Genomic DNA, 18,480 nt, shown 5'->3' with positions numbered 1-18,480 from the left:
CCGTGCAGCAGAGCTACGCGGGAACTCCCTACACCGGCGGCGCTCGCCGGCGCGCGCGGGCAATCTGGTAACGGGGCGGCGCCGGTGTGTGCCGAGACGGGGACGGGGGCGGGGCTGTCATGAGCGATCCGGTGCCGCGAGGGAACGCATCAGACCTACCGCCGGGACGGCGGCGGGAGTACCGGCTCATCGACGGGCTACTGGAGAGCGCACCCCGCCGTGGTGCGGCGCTGCTGGTGTACGGGGAGCCGGGCATCGGCAAGAGCACGCTCCTGGAGTACACCGCCGCGGACCGTGCGGGCGTTCGGGTGCTCCGGTCGCGCGGTGCCGGGTCGGAGGCGCTGATCCCCTACGCGGTCCTCGCCGACCTTCTTCTGCCGCTCCGCCCGCATTTCGACCGGCTGCCACCTCGGCAGCGGCGAGCGCTCGAAGCGTGCTTCGCTCTGTCGGACGCCGATGACGCCGACCCCTACGCCGTGTGTGCGGGTGCCCTGCGCGTCCTGTCCGCCGCCGGGCGGACCGAGCCGGTGGTGGTCGTGGTCGACGACGTGCACCGGGTGGATCCCGCTTCACGCAGGGTCCTGCAGTTCGTGGCGCGTCGCGTGGCCGCCGAGCCCGTCGTTCTGGTGATGGCGGCGGGAGAGGGGCTCGAGCGCCAGGACGGCTGGGAGGGCGTACCGCACCTAGTGCTCGATCCACTGGACGAGGACGCGAGCTGGGAGGTGCTGCGTCGCCACGCGCCGGATCTGTCCGCCCTCCCGGCGGACCGGATCGTGGCGCTGAGCCGGGGAAATCCGCTGGTGCTGGTGGAGTACGCGAAGGTGCTGAATCAGGCTCCGGGGTCCGGCGTCCCATCGTGGGACGAAGCCTGGCCGGCGCCGGGACCACGGGTGGAGCAGGCCTGGCAGCGGCTCCTGCGCGGCCTTCCCGCCCCGACCCGTCAGGCCCTGCTGTATCTGGCAACCGGGATGTCGACCGACATGGCGGCACTGGAACGGGTGCTGGACCTGGCCGGGCTGTCCCTGGGCGCGCTCGATGCCGCGGAGGAGGCCGGTCTGGTACGGGCCGTGGCGGGGGCGTACGAGTTGCGGCACCCGGTGCTGCGGCCGCTGGTCCTGGGGCGCTGCCCGACCACCGAGCGGCTGCGTGCATACCGGGTCTGGGCCGAGGCCTCGTCGGGTGAGCTGCGCACCTGGTATCTGGCCGCGGCCGTGGCCGGGCCGGACGCCATCCTCGCCGCGGCCCTCGACGACACGGCCCGCCGGGAGGAAGGACGCGGCGCCCTCGGCAGGGCAGCCCGGGCCTGGTACCGGGCCGCGGACCTGTCCGATACCGGGCCGCACCGAGCGGTACGGCTGCTGCACGCGGCCGCGGACGCTCTGCACAGCGGTGACACCGGCAACGCGTCCCGTTGGTGCGACCAGGCACTGCGCTGGAGCACCGACCCGGCGCTCACCGCCGACATCGAGCTGCTGCGGGGACAGGCCTGCGGCCGACTGGGGATGCCCGGCCGCGCACTCCAACTCCTGACCGCCGCGGCACGGGCGGTCGAACCCGTCGACCGGGCGCGGGCCTGCGCACTGCACGGGGCAGCGGCCGGGCCGGCGCTTATGGACGGGCGGATCACAGCGGCGACGACCGCCGCGGCGCGCTGCTCCGACCTGGCCGGGCCGGTCCCAGAGCTGCGGCGGCTCGCCGCCGCGGTGAGCGGAGTGACACATGCGTGGGCGGGACGCGTGTCCGAGGCCCGCGCCCTTCTGCTGCCCGCGGCGCGTACCCATCAGCCGCGCGGGAAACGGCTGCCGGAGGAGGGGTTCCTCGTCACTCAGATCGGGATGGCGCTGTCCTGGGTGGAGGAGGACGACGCGGCCCGTGAGGTGCTCGACTTCGTGATCGACCGGGCCAGGCGCGACGACGTCCGGTCCCTGCTGCCGCCCGCCCTGGTGAACCGCTGTGCCATGGAGTCGTGGCGAGACTGGAACGCGGCTCGGGCGTTCGGCGACGAGGCGCTGCGCTGGTCCCGGAAACTGGGGCACGTGGCCACGACTGGCTATGCGCTGACCCTTCTGGCCAGGCTGGGCGGGCTGCGCGGGGACCGGACGGCCGCCGAGGAACTCGTCGCTCAGTACGAACAGCGCTGCGGCCGCGCTATCCGCAGCCTCGACGTCTTCGCGGAGGCGGCCCTCGGTTCGGCGGCGCTGGCCGTGGGGGATCTGCGCTCCTGTCAGGCCCGGCTGGAGCGGGCGTTCACCCTGGCAGCGGAGACCGGGCTGACCAACCCCAACCTGCTGAGCTTCGTCGCGGATCTCGCGGAAGCGCACATCCGGGCGGGCAACCGGCGGCGGGCGACTGAACTGACCATCTGGCTGCAGGAGCGCGCGGGGGCCACGGCGCTGGCGTGGCCCGCGGCGGCCCATGCGCGGTGTCGCGCCATGCTCGCCGAGTCCGCCGACCGGGCCGAGGAATGGCTGACCGTCGCGGAGCAGTACCACGCGTGTCGTGACATGCCCTTCGAACTGGCGCGAACTCGGCTGGCGGCCGGTGCGGTACTGCGCCGCCTGCGCCGCCCGGCCGCGGCCCGGGAACCTCTCAGGTCCGCTCACCGGGCCTTCGCCGTGTTGGGCGCCGCCTCGTGGCAGGTGCGCGCTGGTGCGGAGCTCGCCGCCACAGGACACGAAGCACCGGGATCCTTGCGGGTGGAACTCCTGACGGCGCAGGAACTCCAGGTGGCGCGCGCGATCGGCAAAGGCCTCAGCAATGCGGAGGCGGCGACAGCCCTCTTCCTGTCGCGCAAGACCGTGGAGGCCCACCTGACCCGGATCTACCGCAAACTCGACCTCCGCTCCCGCACAGATCTGGCACGCCACTTGGCTCTTGCCGGGGTGGAGTGCTGACCCTCCGAGGAACCTTCCTCAGTCCTCGTCCGGCGTCAACCGCAACGAGATGCTGTTGATGCAGTACCTCTGATCCGTCGGCGTCGGATACCCCTCACCCTCGAACACATGCCCAAGGTGGGACCCACACCGAGCACACCGCACCTCGGTCCGCACCATCCCGTGCGACCGATCCTCGATAAGTTCCACCGCATCGGAGTTGCGTGCATCGTAGAAGCTCGGCCAGCCGCAGTGGGACTCGAACTTGGTGGTGGAGGTGAAGAGTTCGGCGCCGCAGGCGCGGCAGGAGTAGACGCCCGTCGTCTTGGTGTTGGTGTACTCACCGGTGAAGGCGGGCTCCGTGCCGGCCTGGCGGAGGACGGCGTACTCGGCCGGGGTCAGCTCCGCGCGCCACTGCTCGTCCGGCTTTTCGACGTCGTACGACATGGGTCCTCGTCCCTCACTTCGACAGGCGGTCCAGGATGAGCGGGCCGAGGTCGGTGACATCGCCCGCGCCCATGGTGAGAACGAGATCACCGGGCTTCGCCATTCCCGCGACGAGCGCGGGAACCTCGGACTTGTCGTGCACGGCCGTCACCTCGGCGCCGGCCACCCGGGCCGCCTCGATGATCAGGTCGCTGGTGACGCCGGGGATCGGGTCCTCGCGGGCCGGGTAGATGTCCAGGACCAGCGAGGAGTCGGCGAGGGCGAGGGCCTCGCCCATCTCCTTGCCCAGTTCCTGGGTGCGGGAGAAGAGGTGGGGCTGGTAGGCGACCAGGATCCGGGCGTCCCCGGCGGCCGCGCGCATGGCCTCCAGGTCGGCCGTCATCTCGGTCGGGTGGTGGGCGTAGGAGTCGATGACCTGGACTCCCGCGGCCTCGCCCTTCAGCTGGAGCCGCCGCTTCACACCCGTGTAGGCGGCCAGCGCCGGGGCCAGCTCGGCGGCCGGGATGCCCAGGGCCGCGCCCGCCGCGAGGGCGGCCACCGCGTTGAGGGCGTAGTGGCGGCCGGGGACCGAGACCCCGAAGGTGATCTCCTGGCCGTCCAGCAGGACGGTGACCTGGCTCTTCAGCCCCTGCGCCAGCACGGACAGGACGCGGACGTCGGCGTCCTCCGCCTCGCCGTACGTCACCGTCCGCACGGTCCCGGACACCCGCCGGGTCAGCTCCCGCGCCCCGTCCTGGTCGGCCGAGATCACCAGAGTGCCGCCGTCGACGATCCGGTCGGCGAACGTCACGAAGGACTCGTAGATCTCGTCCATCGACGCGTAGTTGGCGTGGTGGTCGAGTTCGACGTTCAGGACGATCGCGACCTCGGGCGCGTACTTGTGGAAGCTGCGGTCCGATTCGTCCGCCTCGGCGACGAAGATGTCCCCGTCGCCGTGCAGGGCGTTCGAGCCGGGGGCGTCCAGGTCGCCCCCGATGGCGTACGACGGCTTCAGGCCCAGCTCGGTCAGGGAGACCGCCAGCATCGACGTCGTGGTCGTCTTGCCGTGCGTACCGGCGACCGCGATCGGACGCAGCCCGTCCATCAGCGCGGCCAGCGCGTCGGCCCGGTGCACGACCGGGATGCCCAGCTCGGCGGCGCGGGCCAGCTCGGGGTTGTCCTGCCGGATCGCCGACGACACCACGACACAGCTCGCGTCGTCGGCGAGGTGCTCCGCCGCATGTCCGATGTGCACGGTCACACCCAGCGCCCGCAGCGCCTCGGCGGTCCCGGACTCCTTGGCATCACTGCCGGCCACCGCGGCCCCGCGCTGCGCGAGAATCTTCGCGATCCCCGACATCCCGGCCCCGCCGATGCCGATGAAGTGCGGTCGGTCCATGGCGGAGGGAATGCCGGGTGCCATGTGTGTTCTCCCCAGATGCGGTACGACGATGAGCCCTCAGCCTATTAGCTGGCGGTGACCGCAACGCCCAGGGGCGCGGGCTGTATCGATTTGCGGCTCCGCCGCGTGGGCGCGACCAGCCACGGACAGCCCGCGGCCGGCAACCCTCCTCACCTCCTACGGCGCTCCCCCGCAGACCCCTACGCCTTGCTGTGCGAGAACAGCTTCAGCACCGGCACCCCCACCTTGTGCCGAGCCCTCGACGCCCAGTCCCGATGGAAGAACTCCTCCACGTAGTGGGGGTCGGTCAACACGATGACCTCATCCGCACCGACCTCGTCCACCACGGCCCTCAGCGCGTCGAGCGGATGATCCTCCAGCAGCCGCCCCTCGGCCTCCGCCCCGGCCCCGCGCAGGGCCGTGAGCGACACCTCCAGCGCCCGCTCCCCCGTACTCATCGCCTCCTCGCCCTCGGGTGTCTTCCCTTCCCGTACGGCCTCGTCCAGCTCGCCGAGCGCGATGTCGTCGATGGCGCGCAACAGCCGGTCGGCCTGTTCGCCCCGCGGCTGGAGCAGCACGTGGAAGGAGACCTCCTCGTCCCCGTGCAAGGTGGTGACGAACTCCACGTCGGCGGACGTCAGGGCCTTCTCGATCATCAAAACGCTTGTGAACACCGGGCGCCCCTTCTGCGGAAACCATCCTGCCCCGTGCTCGCACGGGGACTGCGATTTTTAGTGTGCCCGGCGGAAGCTAAACGGAACGGTGGATTCCGCCGTTTTCAGGACCACGGCGTCCAGAGAACCCAGTCCGGACCAACCTCACCTCCGCCGGTACCGGCCGAACAGGAAGCCGTCCTCCTCCAGCAAGGACGCCAGCTCGAACCGTTCGGGGACCGCCACCGACGGCCCGCCGGCGATGCGCTGGGCGTCACCGGCGGTCAGCATCGGGGAGATCGTCAGACAGAGCTCGTCAAGCACACCGGCGGCCACCAGCTGGCCGAGCAGCCGCGGCCCGCCCTCGGTCAGCAACCGGGTGTGGCCGAGCTCGGCGAGGGCCTGGACGGCACGGACGGGGTCCACGCCGACGCCGTCACCGGCGATCACCACCCGCGCGCCCGCCTTCTCCGCCGCCGCGATCCGATCCGGGGCCGCGGCGGCGCCCGTGAGGATCAGGGTCGGCACCGAGGGCGAGGTGAAGAGCGGAAGGGTGTAGTCCAGCTCAAGGCTCGCGCTGACCACCGCGATGGCCGGTGCGGGCCCCTGCCCCGCCGCCTCGCGCGCCTCCGCGAACTCTGCACGCGCGCGTGCCGGACGGTACCCCTCCTGACGGACCGTTTCGGCACCCACGATCACGACATCCGCCAGCGCCCGCAGCGTGCCGAAGATCCGCATGTCGGCCGCGCAGGAGATGGGCTGCGAACGCCCGTCGTGCTGGGCGGCGCCGTCCAGCGTGGACACCATGTTGGCCCGCAACCACGGCTGCCGGCCGCCGGGCGCCGGGCGGGGGTAGGCATAGGCGACGGCGAGCTCGGCGAGACTCCACTCCCGGTCGACCAGATCGGCGCCGGGGAAGCCGGCTCCGGCAACGGCGTCACGGCGAGCCCCGCGCTCGGACCCACCGAACCCCTCGGCGCCGACGTCAGCCGGGCCACTGCCCTCGGCCGTCCCGTCCGCGGGGCCACCGCCCCTGGCCACCCCGCCCGCGGGACCACCGCCCCCGGCCGCCACACCTGCCTGCCCACCGCCCCCGGCCACCCCGACCGCCGGGCCACTGTTCTCGTCCACCCCGCCCGCGGGGCCACCGCCCCCGGCCAACCTGTCCGCCGGGGCACCGCCCTCGACCATTCCGCCCGCCGGGCCGCCACCGGATGCGCCGCCGCCGGCCTCGCCGCTCGGGCGACCGCCCGCAGGGGCCGACCCAGCGCCCCCGGCTTCCTCCCGACGGCCGTCGGTCCGTCCCGCTCCTCCGGTGCCCGCGGAGACGGGACGCGCCGCACCCATTCCCGCCCCTCGCTCCTCACGAGCTCCGCCGGCCACGCCGGGACCTGCGGCATCAACGGAATCCCCACGCACACCGCCTCCACCGGGGGCTCCGGCCACAGGCCCCCCTTCGACAACTCCGGACCCGTCATCCCCGGCCGAACCGCCGGAGGCCCTCGCTGCTGTTTCGTCGGTCACAGGGAACAGGCGTCGCATGTCATGGAGTGTGGCACGGCGCTTAGCATGGTGAACCGTGTCGTCCTCCTCCGCCGCCTCCGGTACGCACCCGATAGCCGAAGCGAGCCCGCTGTCCCTGTGCGCCCGCGAGCCGCACGTCCCCGCGGACCGGCTGGTCGCCGAGATGGTGCCGCCGCCGCGCTTCGACTCGGTCCGCTTCAGCACGTACATACCGGACCCGAACCAGCCCAGCCAGACCGAGGCGGTCGGTGTGCTGGAGACCTTCGCGGGCGGGCTCGGCGGTGCGCACGCCAGCGGTGCCGGGAAGGCCGGCAAGCGCGGCTTCCTCGGGTTCGGCCGGTCGAAGGCGCCGAAGACCCCGGCCGGGCCCCGCGGCGTCTACCTCGACGGCGGCTACGGCGTCGGCAAGACCCACCTGCTCGCCTCCCTCTGGCACGCCACCCCGGCCGAGCCGTCCCTCAAGGCGTTCGGCACCTTCGTGGAGCTGACCAACCTCGTCGGCGCCCTCGGCTTCCAGCAGACGGTGCAGACCCTCTCCGGTCACCGCCTCCTGTGCATCGACGAGTTCGAACTGGACGACCCGGGCGACACCGTCCTCGTCTCCAGCCTGCTGGGCAAGCTGGTCGACGCGGGCGTCGCACTCGCCGCCACCTCCAACACCCTGCCCGGCAAGCTCGGCGAGGGCCGCTTCGCGGCGGCCGACTTCCTGCGCGAGATCCAGGGCCTGTCGGCCCGCTTCCGCACGCTGCGCATCGACGGCGAGGACTACCGCCACCGCGGCCTGCCCGAGGCGCCGGCGCCGTACTCCGACGAACAGGTGACGAAGGCGGCGTACGCCACCGAGGGCGCCTCGCTCGACGACTTCCCGCACCTGCTGGACCACCTGGCCCGGGTCCACCCCAGCCGCTACGGCGCGCTGACCGACGGGCTCAAGGCGGTCTGCTTGACCGACGTGCAGCCGATTCCCGACCAGTCGACGGCCCTGCGTCTCGTCGTCCTCGCCGACCGGCTCTACGACCGCGAAGTGCCCGTCCTGGCCTCGGGGATGCCCTTCGACAAGCTCTTCAGCGAGGAGATGCTGAAGGGCGGCTACCGCAAGAAGTACTTCCGCGCCATCTCGCGCCTCACCGCCCTCGCGCGCGACGCGAAGGGTGTCGTCGGCGCCTGACGCCCTAACCCGCCAACTCCCCCTGGTCAAGGGGGAGTTTTGGCCATCCCACCCACGCGTTTCAGGCTCTCTTCAGCTTGAAACGTTAAGTTAACCCTGCAAACAACTTTGCCGGGCTAATGTGTTTCTTGACCAACGGTTGACCAAGTGTTGGCTCGCGCAAGAGGTGTGGACTGACGGGAGGGGGGCGCATGTTCCGAGGTACGACGGCCCGGGCCGTGGTTTCGATCCTCGCCGCCGTCCTGCTCGCCCTCCAGTTCTTCGCACCTACCGCGTACTTCGCAGACGCGCACACAGTCAGTCAGGCAGAGGCCAAAGCCCAGCCCGGATTCAAGCTCTCCGGGAAGGCGCTGCGCGACGAAACCCTCACGTCCCGCCACTGCATACCGTCGGGCGATGGGGACCCGACCGATCCGTTGCGCACCCGCGACCGTCTGCGTATCGCCGACTCCGGGCCCGAGGCGCCCTGTCGGCCCCTGCTCACCCGGGACCCCGCGGCCACGCACGAGCCGGCCGGAACCGGCGCCGCGAACCAGCGCACGTCGAGACCCCCGGTGTCCCACACTCCGGCCGCACTTCAGGTCTTCCGCTGCTGAGAAGCAGAGCAGTCACACCCCCCACCTCTGTCATGTAAGCCCCGACGCGCCACTGCGGCGCGCCAGGAGGAGTCACCACATATGCAGCCCCTCATCGACAACGCCCGTTCGTTCGGACAGCGCCCTGAGGAGTTCGCCCAGCTGGCCGCCGGTCAGTCCCCCCAGGTTCTGTTCATCACCTGCTCCGATTCCCGGGTCGTTCCGGCCCTGATCACGGGCGCCCGTCCCGGCGAGCTCTTCGAGCTGCGCACCGCGGGCAACATCGTTCCGCCGTACGCCTCCGAGCACCCCACCAGCGAGGCGGCCACCATCGAGTACGCCGTGGAGGTCCTCGGCGTCAGCGACATCGTGGTCTGCGGCCACTCCCACTGCGGGGCCGTCGGCGCGCTGGTGCGCGGCGACGACCTGGACGCCGTACCGGCCGTGCGCGACTGGCTCTCGCACGCCACCCCGCGCCCGACCGGTGCCGTCGAGGACCCGGAGGTCGCCGAGGGCGTCCAGGCCCATGTGCTGACGCAGTTGCTGCGGCTGCGCTCGTACCCGTTCATCGAGAAGAAGCTGAAGGAACGTCAACTGACCCTGCACGGCTGGTACTACGAGGTGCACAAGGGCGCCGTGCGCGCCCACAGTGCCGAGACCGACGCGTTCGAGGCGCTGTGATCGGCATGATGACCAAATACCCTCACCTGCGGCAGGACTTCGCCGCCTCGTTGGTCGTCTTCCTGGTCGCGCTGCCGCTGTGCGTGGGCGTGGCCGTCGCCTCCGGTGTCCCGGCCGAGCTCGGGCTCGTCACCGGCATCGTGGGCGGCATCGTCACCGGGCTGATGCGCGGCAGCAGCCTTCAGGTCTCCGGGCCCGCCGCCGGTCTGACCGTGCTGGTCTTCGAGGCCGTGCAGGAGTTCGGGCTGCCGGTCCTCGGTGTGCTCGTGCTCGCCACCGGCCTGCTCCAGCTCCTCATGGGTGCCCTGAAGCTGGGGCGCTACTTCCGGGCCATCTCGGTCTCGGTCGTCGAGGGAATGCTGGCCGGTATCGGCCTGGTGCTCATCGCCGGACAGCTCTACTCGGTCGCGGACGCCAAGGCGCCCGCCTCCGGTCTGGAGAAAATAGCCGGGCTGCCGAGCGCACTCGTCCAGGCCGTCGGGAACACCGGGGCGCTCGCCTCGATCGCACTCGGCGCCGGCACCATCGCCGTCCTCGTGCTGTGGAAGCGGATGCCGGGCAAGGTGCGCACCATCCCCGGTCCGCTCGCCGCGGTCGGGCTGACGACGGCCGCCGCCGCGGCGTTCTCGCTGCCCGTCGCCACCGTTGAGGTCAAGGGCCTGCTGGGCTCCATCCAGCCGCCGTCCCTGAGCGCCTTCGGCGAGCTCGCGAACGTCGGGGTGATCGGCACGATCATCGCCTTCACGCTCATCGCTTCGGCCGAGTCGCTGTTCAGCGCCGCGGCCGTGGACCGACTGCACGACGGGCCGCGCACCGAGTACGACAAGGAGCTGATGGCGCAGGGCGCGGGCAACGCCGTCTGCGGTGCGCTCGGCGCGCTGCCGATGACCGCGGTCATCGTGCGCAGCTCCGCCAACGTCCAGGCGGGTGCCAAGACCAAGGCGTCCCGGGTCATGCACGGCGTGTGGCTGCTGCTGTTCGCGGCGCTGCTCCCGGCCACGCTGGCGCTCATCCCGATACCCGCGCTGGCCGGCATCCTGGTCTACTCGGGCTGGAAGCTGATCCCCTTCCGCGGGATCGTCTCCCTGTGGCGGGGCCACCGGGGCGAGGCCCTGATCCTCGTCGTCACCGCCCTCTCCATCGTCGCGGTGAACATGTTCGAGGGCGTGCTCATCGGTCTGGCCCTGTCCATCGCCAAGACCGCCTGGGAGGCCTCGCACATAAAGCTGGAGATCATAGACAAGGGCGCGGGTCCCATCCAGGCGTACCTGTCGGGCAACGCGACCTTCCTCAGGCTGCCGAAGATCCTCGACAGCCTGGAGGCCCTCCCGCAGGACCGCCCGGTGGAGCTGGACCTGTCCGGCCTGCACCACCTCGACCACGCCTGCCGTACGGCCCTGGAGAACTGGGCCGAGCGGCACAGCGCGGCGGGCACGGACCCGGTGCGGGTCACGGCGCCCTGACCGGCGTATGACACCTGCTGAGGTATGACCCCTGGTCCGGGGCCGTCCATGGCCCCGGACCAGACACCGGGCATATCGTTACAGGTGCATACGGAACGGGCCTCTCGGCGAGGAGGTCGTCATGGTCGAGGAGCTGCTGGGCGTGGCCGTGGGTGTCGGCGCGGCGGGACTGGTGTATCTCGCGGCCGCCGCACGCGTGGTCAAGCAGTACGAGCGCGGGGTGATCCTCCGGCTCGGACGTCTGCGAGGCACCGTGCGCCCGCCGGGGTTCACGCTGATCGTTCCCGCGGTGGACCGGCTGCACAAGGTCAACATGCAGATCGTGACGATGCCCGTGCCCGCCCAGGAGGGCATCACCCGCGACAACGTGACCGTGCGGGTCGACGCGGTCGTGTACTTCAAGGTCGTGGACGCCGCGGCCGCGATCATCAACGTCGAGGACTACCGTTTCGCGGTCTCCCAGATGGCGCAGACGTCGCTGCGCTCGATCATCGGCAAGAGCGATCTGGACGATCTGCTGTCCAACCGCGAGAAGCTCAACGAGGGCCTTGAGCTGATGATCGACAGTCCGGCCATGGGCTGGGGCGTGCAGATCGACCGTGTCGAGATCAAGGACGTGTCGCTGCCCGAGTCGATGAAGCGCTCCATGGCCCGACAGGCGGAGGCCGACCGCGAGCGGCGGGCCCGGGTCATCAACGCCGACGCCGAACTCCAGGCCTCCAAGAAGCTGGCCGAGGCCGCGCACCAGATGGCCGACGCGCCCTCCGCCCTCCAGCTGCGCCTGCTGCAGACGGTGATGGCGGTGGCGGCGGAGAAGAACTCCACGCTGGTGCTGCCGATCCCGGTGGAGCTGCTGCGGTTCCTGGAGAGAGGGGCCGCCCAGCCGCCGCAGGACCACGCGGCCGAGCAGGCCGGCAGGCAGACCGCCGTCGAGAAGACCGCCGTCGAACCGGCTCCCGAGCAGACCGCCGTCGATCCCCTCTCCGGGCATGTCGCCGTCGAGGAGTCCACCGTGGACACCGACGGGCGGCCCGAGCGGAAGTGACACACGCTACGCGCGTGGTTCACGGGACCCGCACCAGGTGATAGACACGGCGGGATCACAGTTCCTGTCCGCCAGCAGGAAGGTTGTCCCATGTCCGAAACAGCGTCGACGCGTCGTCAGCTACTAGCCCGTACCGGCGCGTTGGGCGTCTCGATCGCCTTCGCCGGAAACCTCTCCGAACTCTTCGCGGGCACCGCCGCCGCGCAGAACCTGGGCCACACCGGGTACGGCCCGCTGATCCCCGACCCGGACGGTCTGCTCGATCTGCCAAAAGGTTTCCGCTACCGCGTCCTCTCCCGCGAGGGCGACCGGCTCCGCTCCGGGGAGGGCCCGGTCCCCTCCAACCACGACGGCATGACCGCCCTCGCCGGGTATTCGGCCGGCGGCCACGGCCGCCGCGTCCACCTGGTGCGCAACCACGAGAACCGCAACACCGCGAAGATCCCCGTCCCGACCGTCGCGGGCCTCACCTACGACCCGGCGGGCAAGGGCGGCTGTACGGCGCTGACGCTGGACTCCCGTAACCACGTCCTGTCCGAGCGCGTCGCCATCGCCGGTACGGCCGTCAACTGCGCGGGCGGCCCCACGCCTTGGGGCACCTGGCTGACCTGCGAGGAGACCGAGGACAAGGCCGGCACCAACGGCTACACCAAGGACCACGGCTTCATCTTCGAGGTCGACCCGGCGAACCCCTACCGCTCCGGCGCGGTCCCGCTGACCGCGATGGGCCGCTTCCAGCACGAGGCGATCGCGGTGGACCCACGGAACGGCATCGTCTACGAGACCGAGGACGCCTTCGAGAAGCCCTTCGGCCTCTTCTACCGCTTCCTGCCCCACGCGCCGCACGGCGGTCTCGGCTCGCTGCGTGCGGGCGGCCGCCTCCAGGCGATGCGCGTGCCGGGCGTACCCGACCTCTCCTCGATCCAGGAGACGGGCGCGAGCTTCGAGAACATCGAGTGGGTCGACGTACCGGACCCCCTCGCCGCCCAGACCCCGATCCGCTTCCAGGACTTCGGCCCGAAGGGCATCACCCACGCGCAGAAGCTGGAGGGCTGCTACTGGGGCGGCCGCAGCGTCTACTTCGTGTCCTCCTTCGCCCGTAGCTCGGACGGCTCGGCGGCGGACCACTACGGCCAGATCTGGCGCTACGACCCCGCCGCGCGCCGCCTGACCCTGGTGATCGTCTTCGGCCCGGACACGGACGTCCAGTTGCCCGGCGAGTCCCCGGACAACATCTGCCTCGCCCCCAGCGGAGGCCTGATGGTGTGCGAGGACGGCAACGGCGCCCAGCACGTCTACGGCGTGACGCGACGCGGCGAGGTGTACGCGATGGCGCGCAACGCCCAGAACCTTGGCACGCCCGAGGATCCGGAGTGGGGCGAGTTCGCCGGCGTCACCTTCTCGCCCGACGGCGGGACGATGTACGTCAACTGCTACACGCCGGGGACGACGTTCGCGGTGACGGGACCCTGGCGAAGGTAGGCGTTCCGCCTCAGGGCCGCCGAGCGGAAGCCTCCTCTCCGGTCCTTGCGGTGCGTCCTCTAACCTGTGCGGCATGAACGCACCGGGGGACCTCGTCGACGGCCGTTTCGAGCTGGTGGAGCGGCTCGGCAGCGGAGGAATGGGCACCGTGTGGCGGGCTCGCGACACGGTGCTCCACCGCGAGGTCGCGCTCAAGGCGGTGCGGTCCGACGCGGACACGGTCGGAGTGGTGCGCGAGCGGGTGATGCGGGAGGCGCGGGCGCTGGCCCGGCTCAGCCATCCGCATGTGGTGACGGTCCATCAGATCGTGGACGCCGACCCGCATCCGTGGATCGTGATGGAGCTGGTGCCGGGCACCTCGCTCCAGCAGCGGCTGAGCGAGGGCCCGTTGACCCCGGCGGAGGCGGCCCGCGTCGGCCGCCAGGTGCTCGCCGCGCTGCGTGCCGCACACGCGGCGGGCATCCACCACCGGGACGTCAAACCCGCCAACATCCTGCTGCGCCCCGACGGCGACGCCGTCCTCACCGACTTCGGCATCGCCGCCCTGCAGGGCACGACCGGCCTCACGGCCACCGGCGAACTCGTCGGTTCGCCCGAGTACATGGCGCCCGAGCGGATCCGCGGTCACGAGGACGATCCGGCGGCCGACCTGTGGTCGTTGGGCGTGGTCCTGTACGTGTGCGTGGAGGGCGTCAGCCCCATGCGCCGCCCCACCACGCTGGCCACCCTGGCCGCCGTGATCGACGACCCGCTCCCGCCACCGGCCCGCTCGGGCCCGCTGGCGCCGGTGCTCGAGGCCCTTTTGGTACGGGATCCGGCGGCCCGCCCGGACGCCGCCCGGCTGGACGCGATGCTGGCGCAGGTCGAGACAGGGGCGACACCGCACTGGACCCTGCCGACGCTGACGGCCGTCGCCCCGCAGCCGACGCCGGTGCCGTCACCCACGCCCACCCAACTGGACACCCCGCGTCCGACGACGCCGCAGCAGGTGCCCGGCCGACGACGCCGTACACCTCTCGTGGTGGCCGCGACCGCGGCGCTGGCGATCGGCGCGGCCGCGGCTCTGGTGTTCGCGTTGCGCCCCGGCGGCACCGACGGCGACGACAAGGCAGCTGTCACACCCAGCCCGAAAGCCTCGACATCCGCCCCCACCCCGACGAGACAGCAGCCCACCACTCCCCCACCGAGCCCGACCCCCACCACCGCAACCGCCTCCCCCACCCCGGACGGCCGCTGGATCGCCCAGCTCCACTCCGAACCCATCGCCACGGGCACCGCCGTCCGGGACCAGAGACTCGCCACGATCCGCCGAACGGTGCCGGAGGCGGCCGTCGTACGCAGCGGCGACTACGCCTCCCTGCGCCCCGGCTACTGGGTGTTCTACGCCCCCGGCCCCTTCACCGACGGCCGCGCCGCCCTGGCCTTCTGCGCCGAGCGCGGCCGCACCACCCCGAACACCTGCATCGGCCGCTACCTGAGCACGAACGCGTCCGACGTCGCCTTCCAGTGCCGCCCACCGGCCACGGCTCCGACGGGCCGCTGCACGCGCACGGACTGAGCAGGCCGGCCCCGCCGGGCGGGTGACAGCGGCCCGGCACACCCGTCGGAACATCGGATTGTTCCTTTGATCCTCATATCTTCCTGCGGTGATCACTCTTGTACGACGCGTCACCGCCGGCTGCGCCCTGGGCGCGGCCCTCGCCGTGCTCGCCGCGTGCGCCCCGGCCGACGAGTCCCGCGCTCCCCGTCCCGCACCCAGCGCCTCCGCCGTGTCTCCGGCCGCCCCGTTGTCCAGGCCACCGACCCTCGCTCCCGGCCCGGCCGGTCTGGCGCCGGTCTTCGAGCACGGTCCCCGGACCCGGGACAGGACCGTCGCGCTCACCTTCGACGCCGACATGACCGCCGACCAGGGGCCGCGCGCGGATCGTGGGGAGCGGTTCGACAATCCGGGGCTTGTGGCGGCACTTCGGGAGTTGAAGGTGCCGGCGACCGTGTTCATGACGGGGCGGTGGGCGGAGGAGTATCCGGGGCAGGCCCGGGCCATCGGACGGGACCCGTTGTTCGAGGTCGCCAACCACTCGTACAGCCACTACGCCTTCACCGACGACTGCTACGGGCTGCCGACCATCGACGAGGAACGGATGCGGGCCGACGTGGAGCGGGCGTACGACGTGTTCCGCAAGGTGGGCGTGCGGGACGCGATGCCGTACTTCCGGTTTCCCGGCGGCTGCTCCGACCGGCGTGCCCTGAAGGCGCTGGCCGCGGTCGGCGTCACGGCCGTGCAGTGGGACGTGGTGAGCGGGGACGCCTTCGCCACGGATGCCGATGCGGTCGCCCAGGAGGTGCTGGACGGGGTGCGCGCCGGGTCCGTGGTCGTCATGCACTGCACGCTCAGTGCCGCTCCGACGACCGAGCGGGCGGTCCGGCGCATCGTGCCCGAGCTGCGTGAGAGAGGCTTTCGGTTCGTGAAGGTGTCCGAGCTGATCGGGGCCGCGGGTGGGCGGGGCTGAGGCTCGTACGCTGGACGTATGAGTGAGGAGCAGCCCACGACCGACTACTGCCTGATCGACGCGACGAGGCCGCCCAGGGCAGACGGGCCGCCGTACGCGGAGTGTGTGCTGTGCCGGGAGCCCACGGAGTACCCGGAGTCGTACAAGGGGATCACGCTCTGCCCGGTGTGTGAGTGGCAGGAGGCGCAGCGCACGGCCTGTTCCGGGTGATCCGGCGATCAGGGTGATCTGCGGGAGGTCAGGGCGCAGGCCACGGCGATCGCCGCCGCGGTGAACACGGCCGCCGCCACCAGGGGCAGGAGGGGCGTGGGGACCGCGCCCGACCGGGAGCCGGTGACCAGGCCGTTGACCGCGGCCTGGGCCGGGGAGCCCGTCACCACCACGGACAGCAGGGCCGCCAGCAGCATCGCGGGAACCGCACGGCCGGTCGAGCGCAGCACCGGCCAGGTGGTCAGGGCGCCGACAGCGGTGCCCAGCAGGGCGCAGGCCAGCGCGGCGAGCAGACCGGCGGCGCCCGCGGGCAGCCGCGGCACCCGGATCTGGTGGTCGGCGCTGGCCGGGTCGCTGATCAGGGTGAGGACGACGATCGCCGCCGTACCGAGCGCCGCCGCGCCGGCCAGTGCCACCAGCAGCGCGGCGAGGTGCGCCCGCCCCGGACCGGCGGCCGCGGCGACGCAACTGCGGGCGGCGGGCGGCTCGTTGGTGACGCAGATCCGCACCAGCCAGGCGGCGACGGGCAGCAGGGCCGCGGCCGCGTAGCCGAGCGAGTCCAGGATGGGCTGGCCGCCCTGCACGCCGACGGCGAGGAAGCCGGCGTACAGGATGAACGGCGGCAGCCAGCGCTGCGAGCGGGCCAGCAGGGCGGCCTGGTAGCGGAGGAGGGCTCTCATCGACGTCATCGGCGACTCTCGGCTTCGGAAGGGGCGGAAGGGGCGGAAAGATCCGAAGGGGCGGAGGGATCGGAAGGGGCGGTCGTCTCCTGGCTCACGCTCACCACGTGCCACGGCGGGTGGGCGGCCAGCAGGGCGCGCAGGACGACGTCCGAATGGGATGCGGGGACGGTGAGGCGGTGGGTGCCGGGGGTCGGCTCGTCCGTGGCGGTGGCCGTGCGGGTCGCCTCGGCGGGGAGGCTGGCACCGCTCGGGCCCTGGACGACGACGGTCGCGTGCGGGCCGGTGGATGGGGAAGTCCCTTGGCCGGTACGGACGTTCAGCGCACCGTCGTGCACGGTGTACGTCGCGTCGGGCGCCCCGGCGAGGCGGCGCGGGTCGTGGTCGACGAAGACCACCGCGGTGCCGTCGGCGGTCCGTTCGGCGACGGCTCGCTCCAACTCCGCGCGGGCGGCCGAGTCGAGCCCGGTCCAGGCCTCGTCCAGGACGAGCAGTTCCGGTTCGGCGAGCAGGGCCTGGGCCACGGCGACCTTCTGACTGCTGCCCTTCGACAACTGGGCCATCGGCGTACGGGCGTACGCGGCCGCGCCGAAGCGGTCGAGCCACTCCAGGGCGGCACGGGTCGCCGCCGGCCGGGAGAGGCCGTGGACCGCGCCGAGGTGGGTCAGGTAGCCGAGGGCGGTGAAGGGCAGGGCGGTGGGGAAGCGTTCGGGGACGTACGCGGTGCGGGGCGCTCCGCTGATGCGGCCTTCCGAGGGTGCGTCTATGCGGGCCAGGAGGCGCAGGAGGGTGGACTTGCCGGTGCCGTTGTGGCCTTCTATGCGGATGAGGGTGCCGGGGGGCACGGTGAGATGGACGCCTCGTAAGACCCATGGGCCGCGCAGGCCGTAGCGGCGGCCCACGTTGTCCAGACGAAGATCGCGTTGCATGAGCACATCCTCGCTCAGATCTTCGTCCTGGCAGACTGGACCCCGTGAGTTCCGACAGCCCCACCACCCAGGACAGCCCGTTCCGGTCCGAATCCGATGACCGCGATCAGGCACCGCAGTTCGTGCTGCCCCTCGTCGTGCGCATCGAGCGGGCGGATCCTCCCGCCCGGACGGACGCGCTGGAGACCGCCGCCCGCGCTGTGCTGATCATGCTCAGCGACGAGCGGTCCGTCGGCGACGGCGAGTGGGCGCAGGCCATGCGGGACTGGCAGGACGCGCGGATCCGGAAGGTCGTGCGGCGGGCCCGCGGGGCCGAGTGGCGGCGGGCGGAAGGGCTGCCGGGGATCACCGTCACCGGCGGGTCGGCCGAGGTACGGGTGTTTCCTCCCGTGCCGTTGGACGGGTGGCCCAAGGAACTGGCGAAACTGCAGGTCTCGGGCACCGACCTCGACGATCCCGAGCCGCCTCCGGCCGCCGATCCGTCGGCGCCGGTGCTCTGGGTGAATCCCGAACTCGACATGTCGGCCGGCAAGACGATGGCGCAGGCGGGGCACGCGGCGCAGCTCGCCTGGTGGGAGCTGTCCGACGAGGAGCGGGACGCCTGGCGCGAGGCGGGCTTTCCGCTGGCCGTGCGCACCGCGCGGCCGGAGCACTGGCGTGAACTGACCACCTCCGGGCTGCCGTTGGTGCGTGACGCCGGGTTCACGGAGATCGCCCCCGGGCCGACCCTGGTGGCCGAAGGACACCACCGTGTGGGCTCGCTGCCGCCGCGGGTACGACGGCCGCTGGCCTTCCGCTGAGCGACGGGCCTCGATCGCCCGGCGCCGGGACGCGGTTCGCTGCGGACGTCGACGCTCGG

General features: G+C 72.1%; 17 protein-coding genes. 11 read left to right on the top strand and 6 right to left on the bottom strand.

What is annotated here, in order from left to right; translation table 11 throughout:
- Positions 1-119: 119 nt before the first annotated feature.
- Positions 120-2,894: a helix-turn-helix transcriptional regulator gene (locus ABD932_RS04105; protein WP_345008682.1), complete on the top strand. Its 2,775-nt coding sequence runs from the start codon at positions 120-122 to the stop codon at positions 2,892-2,894.
- Positions 2,895-2,912: 18 nt separating this feature from the next.
- Here the strand turns inward: ABD932_RS04105 and msrB are convergent, their stop codons facing one another.
- The 4 genes from msrB to ABD932_RS04085 form a co-directional block, all read right to left on the bottom strand.
- Entirely contained in the window at positions 2,913-3,320 is a 408-nt protein-coding gene (gene msrB, locus ABD932_RS04100; protein ID WP_345008681.1) for a peptide-methionine (R)-S-oxide reductase MsrB, read from the bottom strand.
- Between the two features lie 13 nt (positions 3,321-3,333).
- Entirely contained in the window at positions 3,334-4,722 is a 1,389-nt protein-coding gene (gene murC, locus ABD932_RS04095) for a UDP-N-acetylmuramate--L-alanine ligase (RefSeq protein ID WP_345008680.1), read from the bottom strand.
- A 179-nt stretch (positions 4,723-4,901) separates the two neighbouring features.
- Complete coding sequence (locus ABD932_RS04090) at positions 4,902-5,375, bottom strand: indole-3-glycerol phosphate synthase (protein WP_175647639.1); 474 nt, start codon at positions 5,373-5,375, stop codon at positions 4,902-4,904.
- Positions 5,376-5,519: 144 nt separating this feature from the next.
- Positions 5,520-6,257 carry a pyrimidine reductase family protein gene (locus tag ABD932_RS04085; RefSeq protein WP_345008756.1) on the bottom strand — a complete coding sequence of 246 codons (738 nt, stop codon included), beginning with the start codon at positions 6,255-6,257 and terminating at the stop codon, positions 5,520-5,522.
- Between the two features lie 676 nt (positions 6,258-6,933).
- Here ABD932_RS04085 and zapE point away from each other — a divergent pair.
- From zapE to ABD932_RS04040, 9 genes are all read left to right on the top strand, one after another.
- A complete protein-coding gene (gene zapE, locus ABD932_RS04080) occupies positions 6,934-8,046 on the top strand; it encodes a cell division protein ZapE (RefSeq protein ID WP_345008679.1) in 1,113 nt (370 codons plus the stop codon).
- A gap of 191 nt (positions 8,047-8,237) precedes the next feature.
- A complete protein-coding gene (locus tag ABD932_RS04075) occupies positions 8,238-8,642 on the top strand; it encodes a hypothetical protein (protein ID WP_345008678.1) in 405 nt (134 codons plus the stop codon).
- Positions 8,643-8,723: 81 nt separating this feature from the next.
- Positions 8,724-9,302 (top strand): carbonic anhydrase, encoded by a 579-nt coding sequence (locus tag ABD932_RS04070; RefSeq protein ID WP_345008677.1) that lies wholly within the window; start codon positions 8,724-8,726, stop codon positions 9,300-9,302.
- A gap of 5 nt (positions 9,303-9,307) precedes the next feature.
- Entirely contained in the window at positions 9,308-10,765 is a 1,458-nt protein-coding gene (locus ABD932_RS04065) for a SulP family inorganic anion transporter (protein WP_345008676.1), read from the top strand.
- Positions 10,766-10,886: 121 nt separating this feature from the next.
- On the top strand, positions 10,887-11,810 hold the full coding sequence (locus ABD932_RS04060; RefSeq protein WP_345008675.1) for a slipin family protein: 924 nt from the start codon (positions 10,887-10,889) through the stop codon (positions 11,808-11,810).
- Between the two features lie 90 nt (positions 11,811-11,900).
- Positions 11,901-13,292 carry a PhoX family protein gene (locus ABD932_RS04055; RefSeq protein WP_345008674.1) on the top strand — a complete coding sequence of 464 codons (1,392 nt, stop codon included), beginning with the start codon at positions 11,901-11,903 and terminating at the stop codon, positions 13,290-13,292.
- 73 nt (positions 13,293-13,365) lie between these two features.
- On the top strand, positions 13,366-14,850 hold the full coding sequence (locus ABD932_RS04050; RefSeq protein ID WP_345008673.1) for a serine/threonine-protein kinase: 1,485 nt from the start codon (positions 13,366-13,368) through the stop codon (positions 14,848-14,850).
- 88 nt (positions 14,851-14,938) lie between these two features.
- Entirely contained in the window at positions 14,939-15,802 is an 864-nt protein-coding gene (locus ABD932_RS04045) for a polysaccharide deacetylase family protein (RefSeq protein ID WP_345008672.1), read from the top strand.
- Positions 15,803-15,820: 18 nt separating this feature from the next.
- Positions 15,821-16,012 carry a hypothetical protein gene (locus ABD932_RS04040; protein WP_215158679.1) on the top strand — a complete coding sequence of 64 codons (192 nt, stop codon included), beginning with the start codon at positions 15,821-15,823 and terminating at the stop codon, positions 16,010-16,012.
- Positions 16,013-16,020: 8 nt separating this feature from the next.
- Here ABD932_RS04040 and ABD932_RS04035 read toward each other — a convergent pair whose 3' ends face one another.
- Together ABD932_RS04035 and ABD932_RS04030 are read right to left on the bottom strand one after the other, a co-directional pair.
- On the bottom strand, positions 16,021-16,692 hold the full coding sequence (locus ABD932_RS04035) for an ABC transporter (protein ID WP_345008755.1): 672 nt from the start codon (positions 16,690-16,692) through the stop codon (positions 16,021-16,023).
- 5 nt (positions 16,693-16,697) lie between these two features.
- The gene (locus ABD932_RS04030; protein ID WP_345008671.1) at positions 16,698-17,621 is read right to left on the bottom strand and encodes an ABC transporter ATP-binding protein; all 924 of its coding nucleotides are present in this window, start codon (positions 17,619-17,621) and stop codon (positions 16,698-16,700) included.
- A gap of 44 nt (positions 17,622-17,665) precedes the next feature.
- Here ABD932_RS04030 and ABD932_RS04025 point away from each other — a divergent pair, with 44 nt between their 5' ends.
- Positions 17,666-18,421, top strand: coding sequence for a peptidyl-tRNA hydrolase (locus ABD932_RS04025; protein WP_345008670.1), 756 nt, complete (start codon positions 17,666-17,668; stop codon positions 18,419-18,421).
- Positions 18,422-18,480: the final 59 nt, after the last annotated feature.

The sequence above is a fragment of the Streptomyces shaanxiensis genome (assembly GCF_039537145.1).
In the GTDB taxonomy this organism is placed as follows: domain Bacteria; phylum Actinomycetota; class Actinomycetes; order Streptomycetales; family Streptomycetaceae; genus Streptomyces; species Streptomyces shaanxiensis.
The sequence above is the reverse complement of the archived record's forward strand: the minus strand, read 5'-3'. Positions and strand labels throughout refer to the sequence as shown.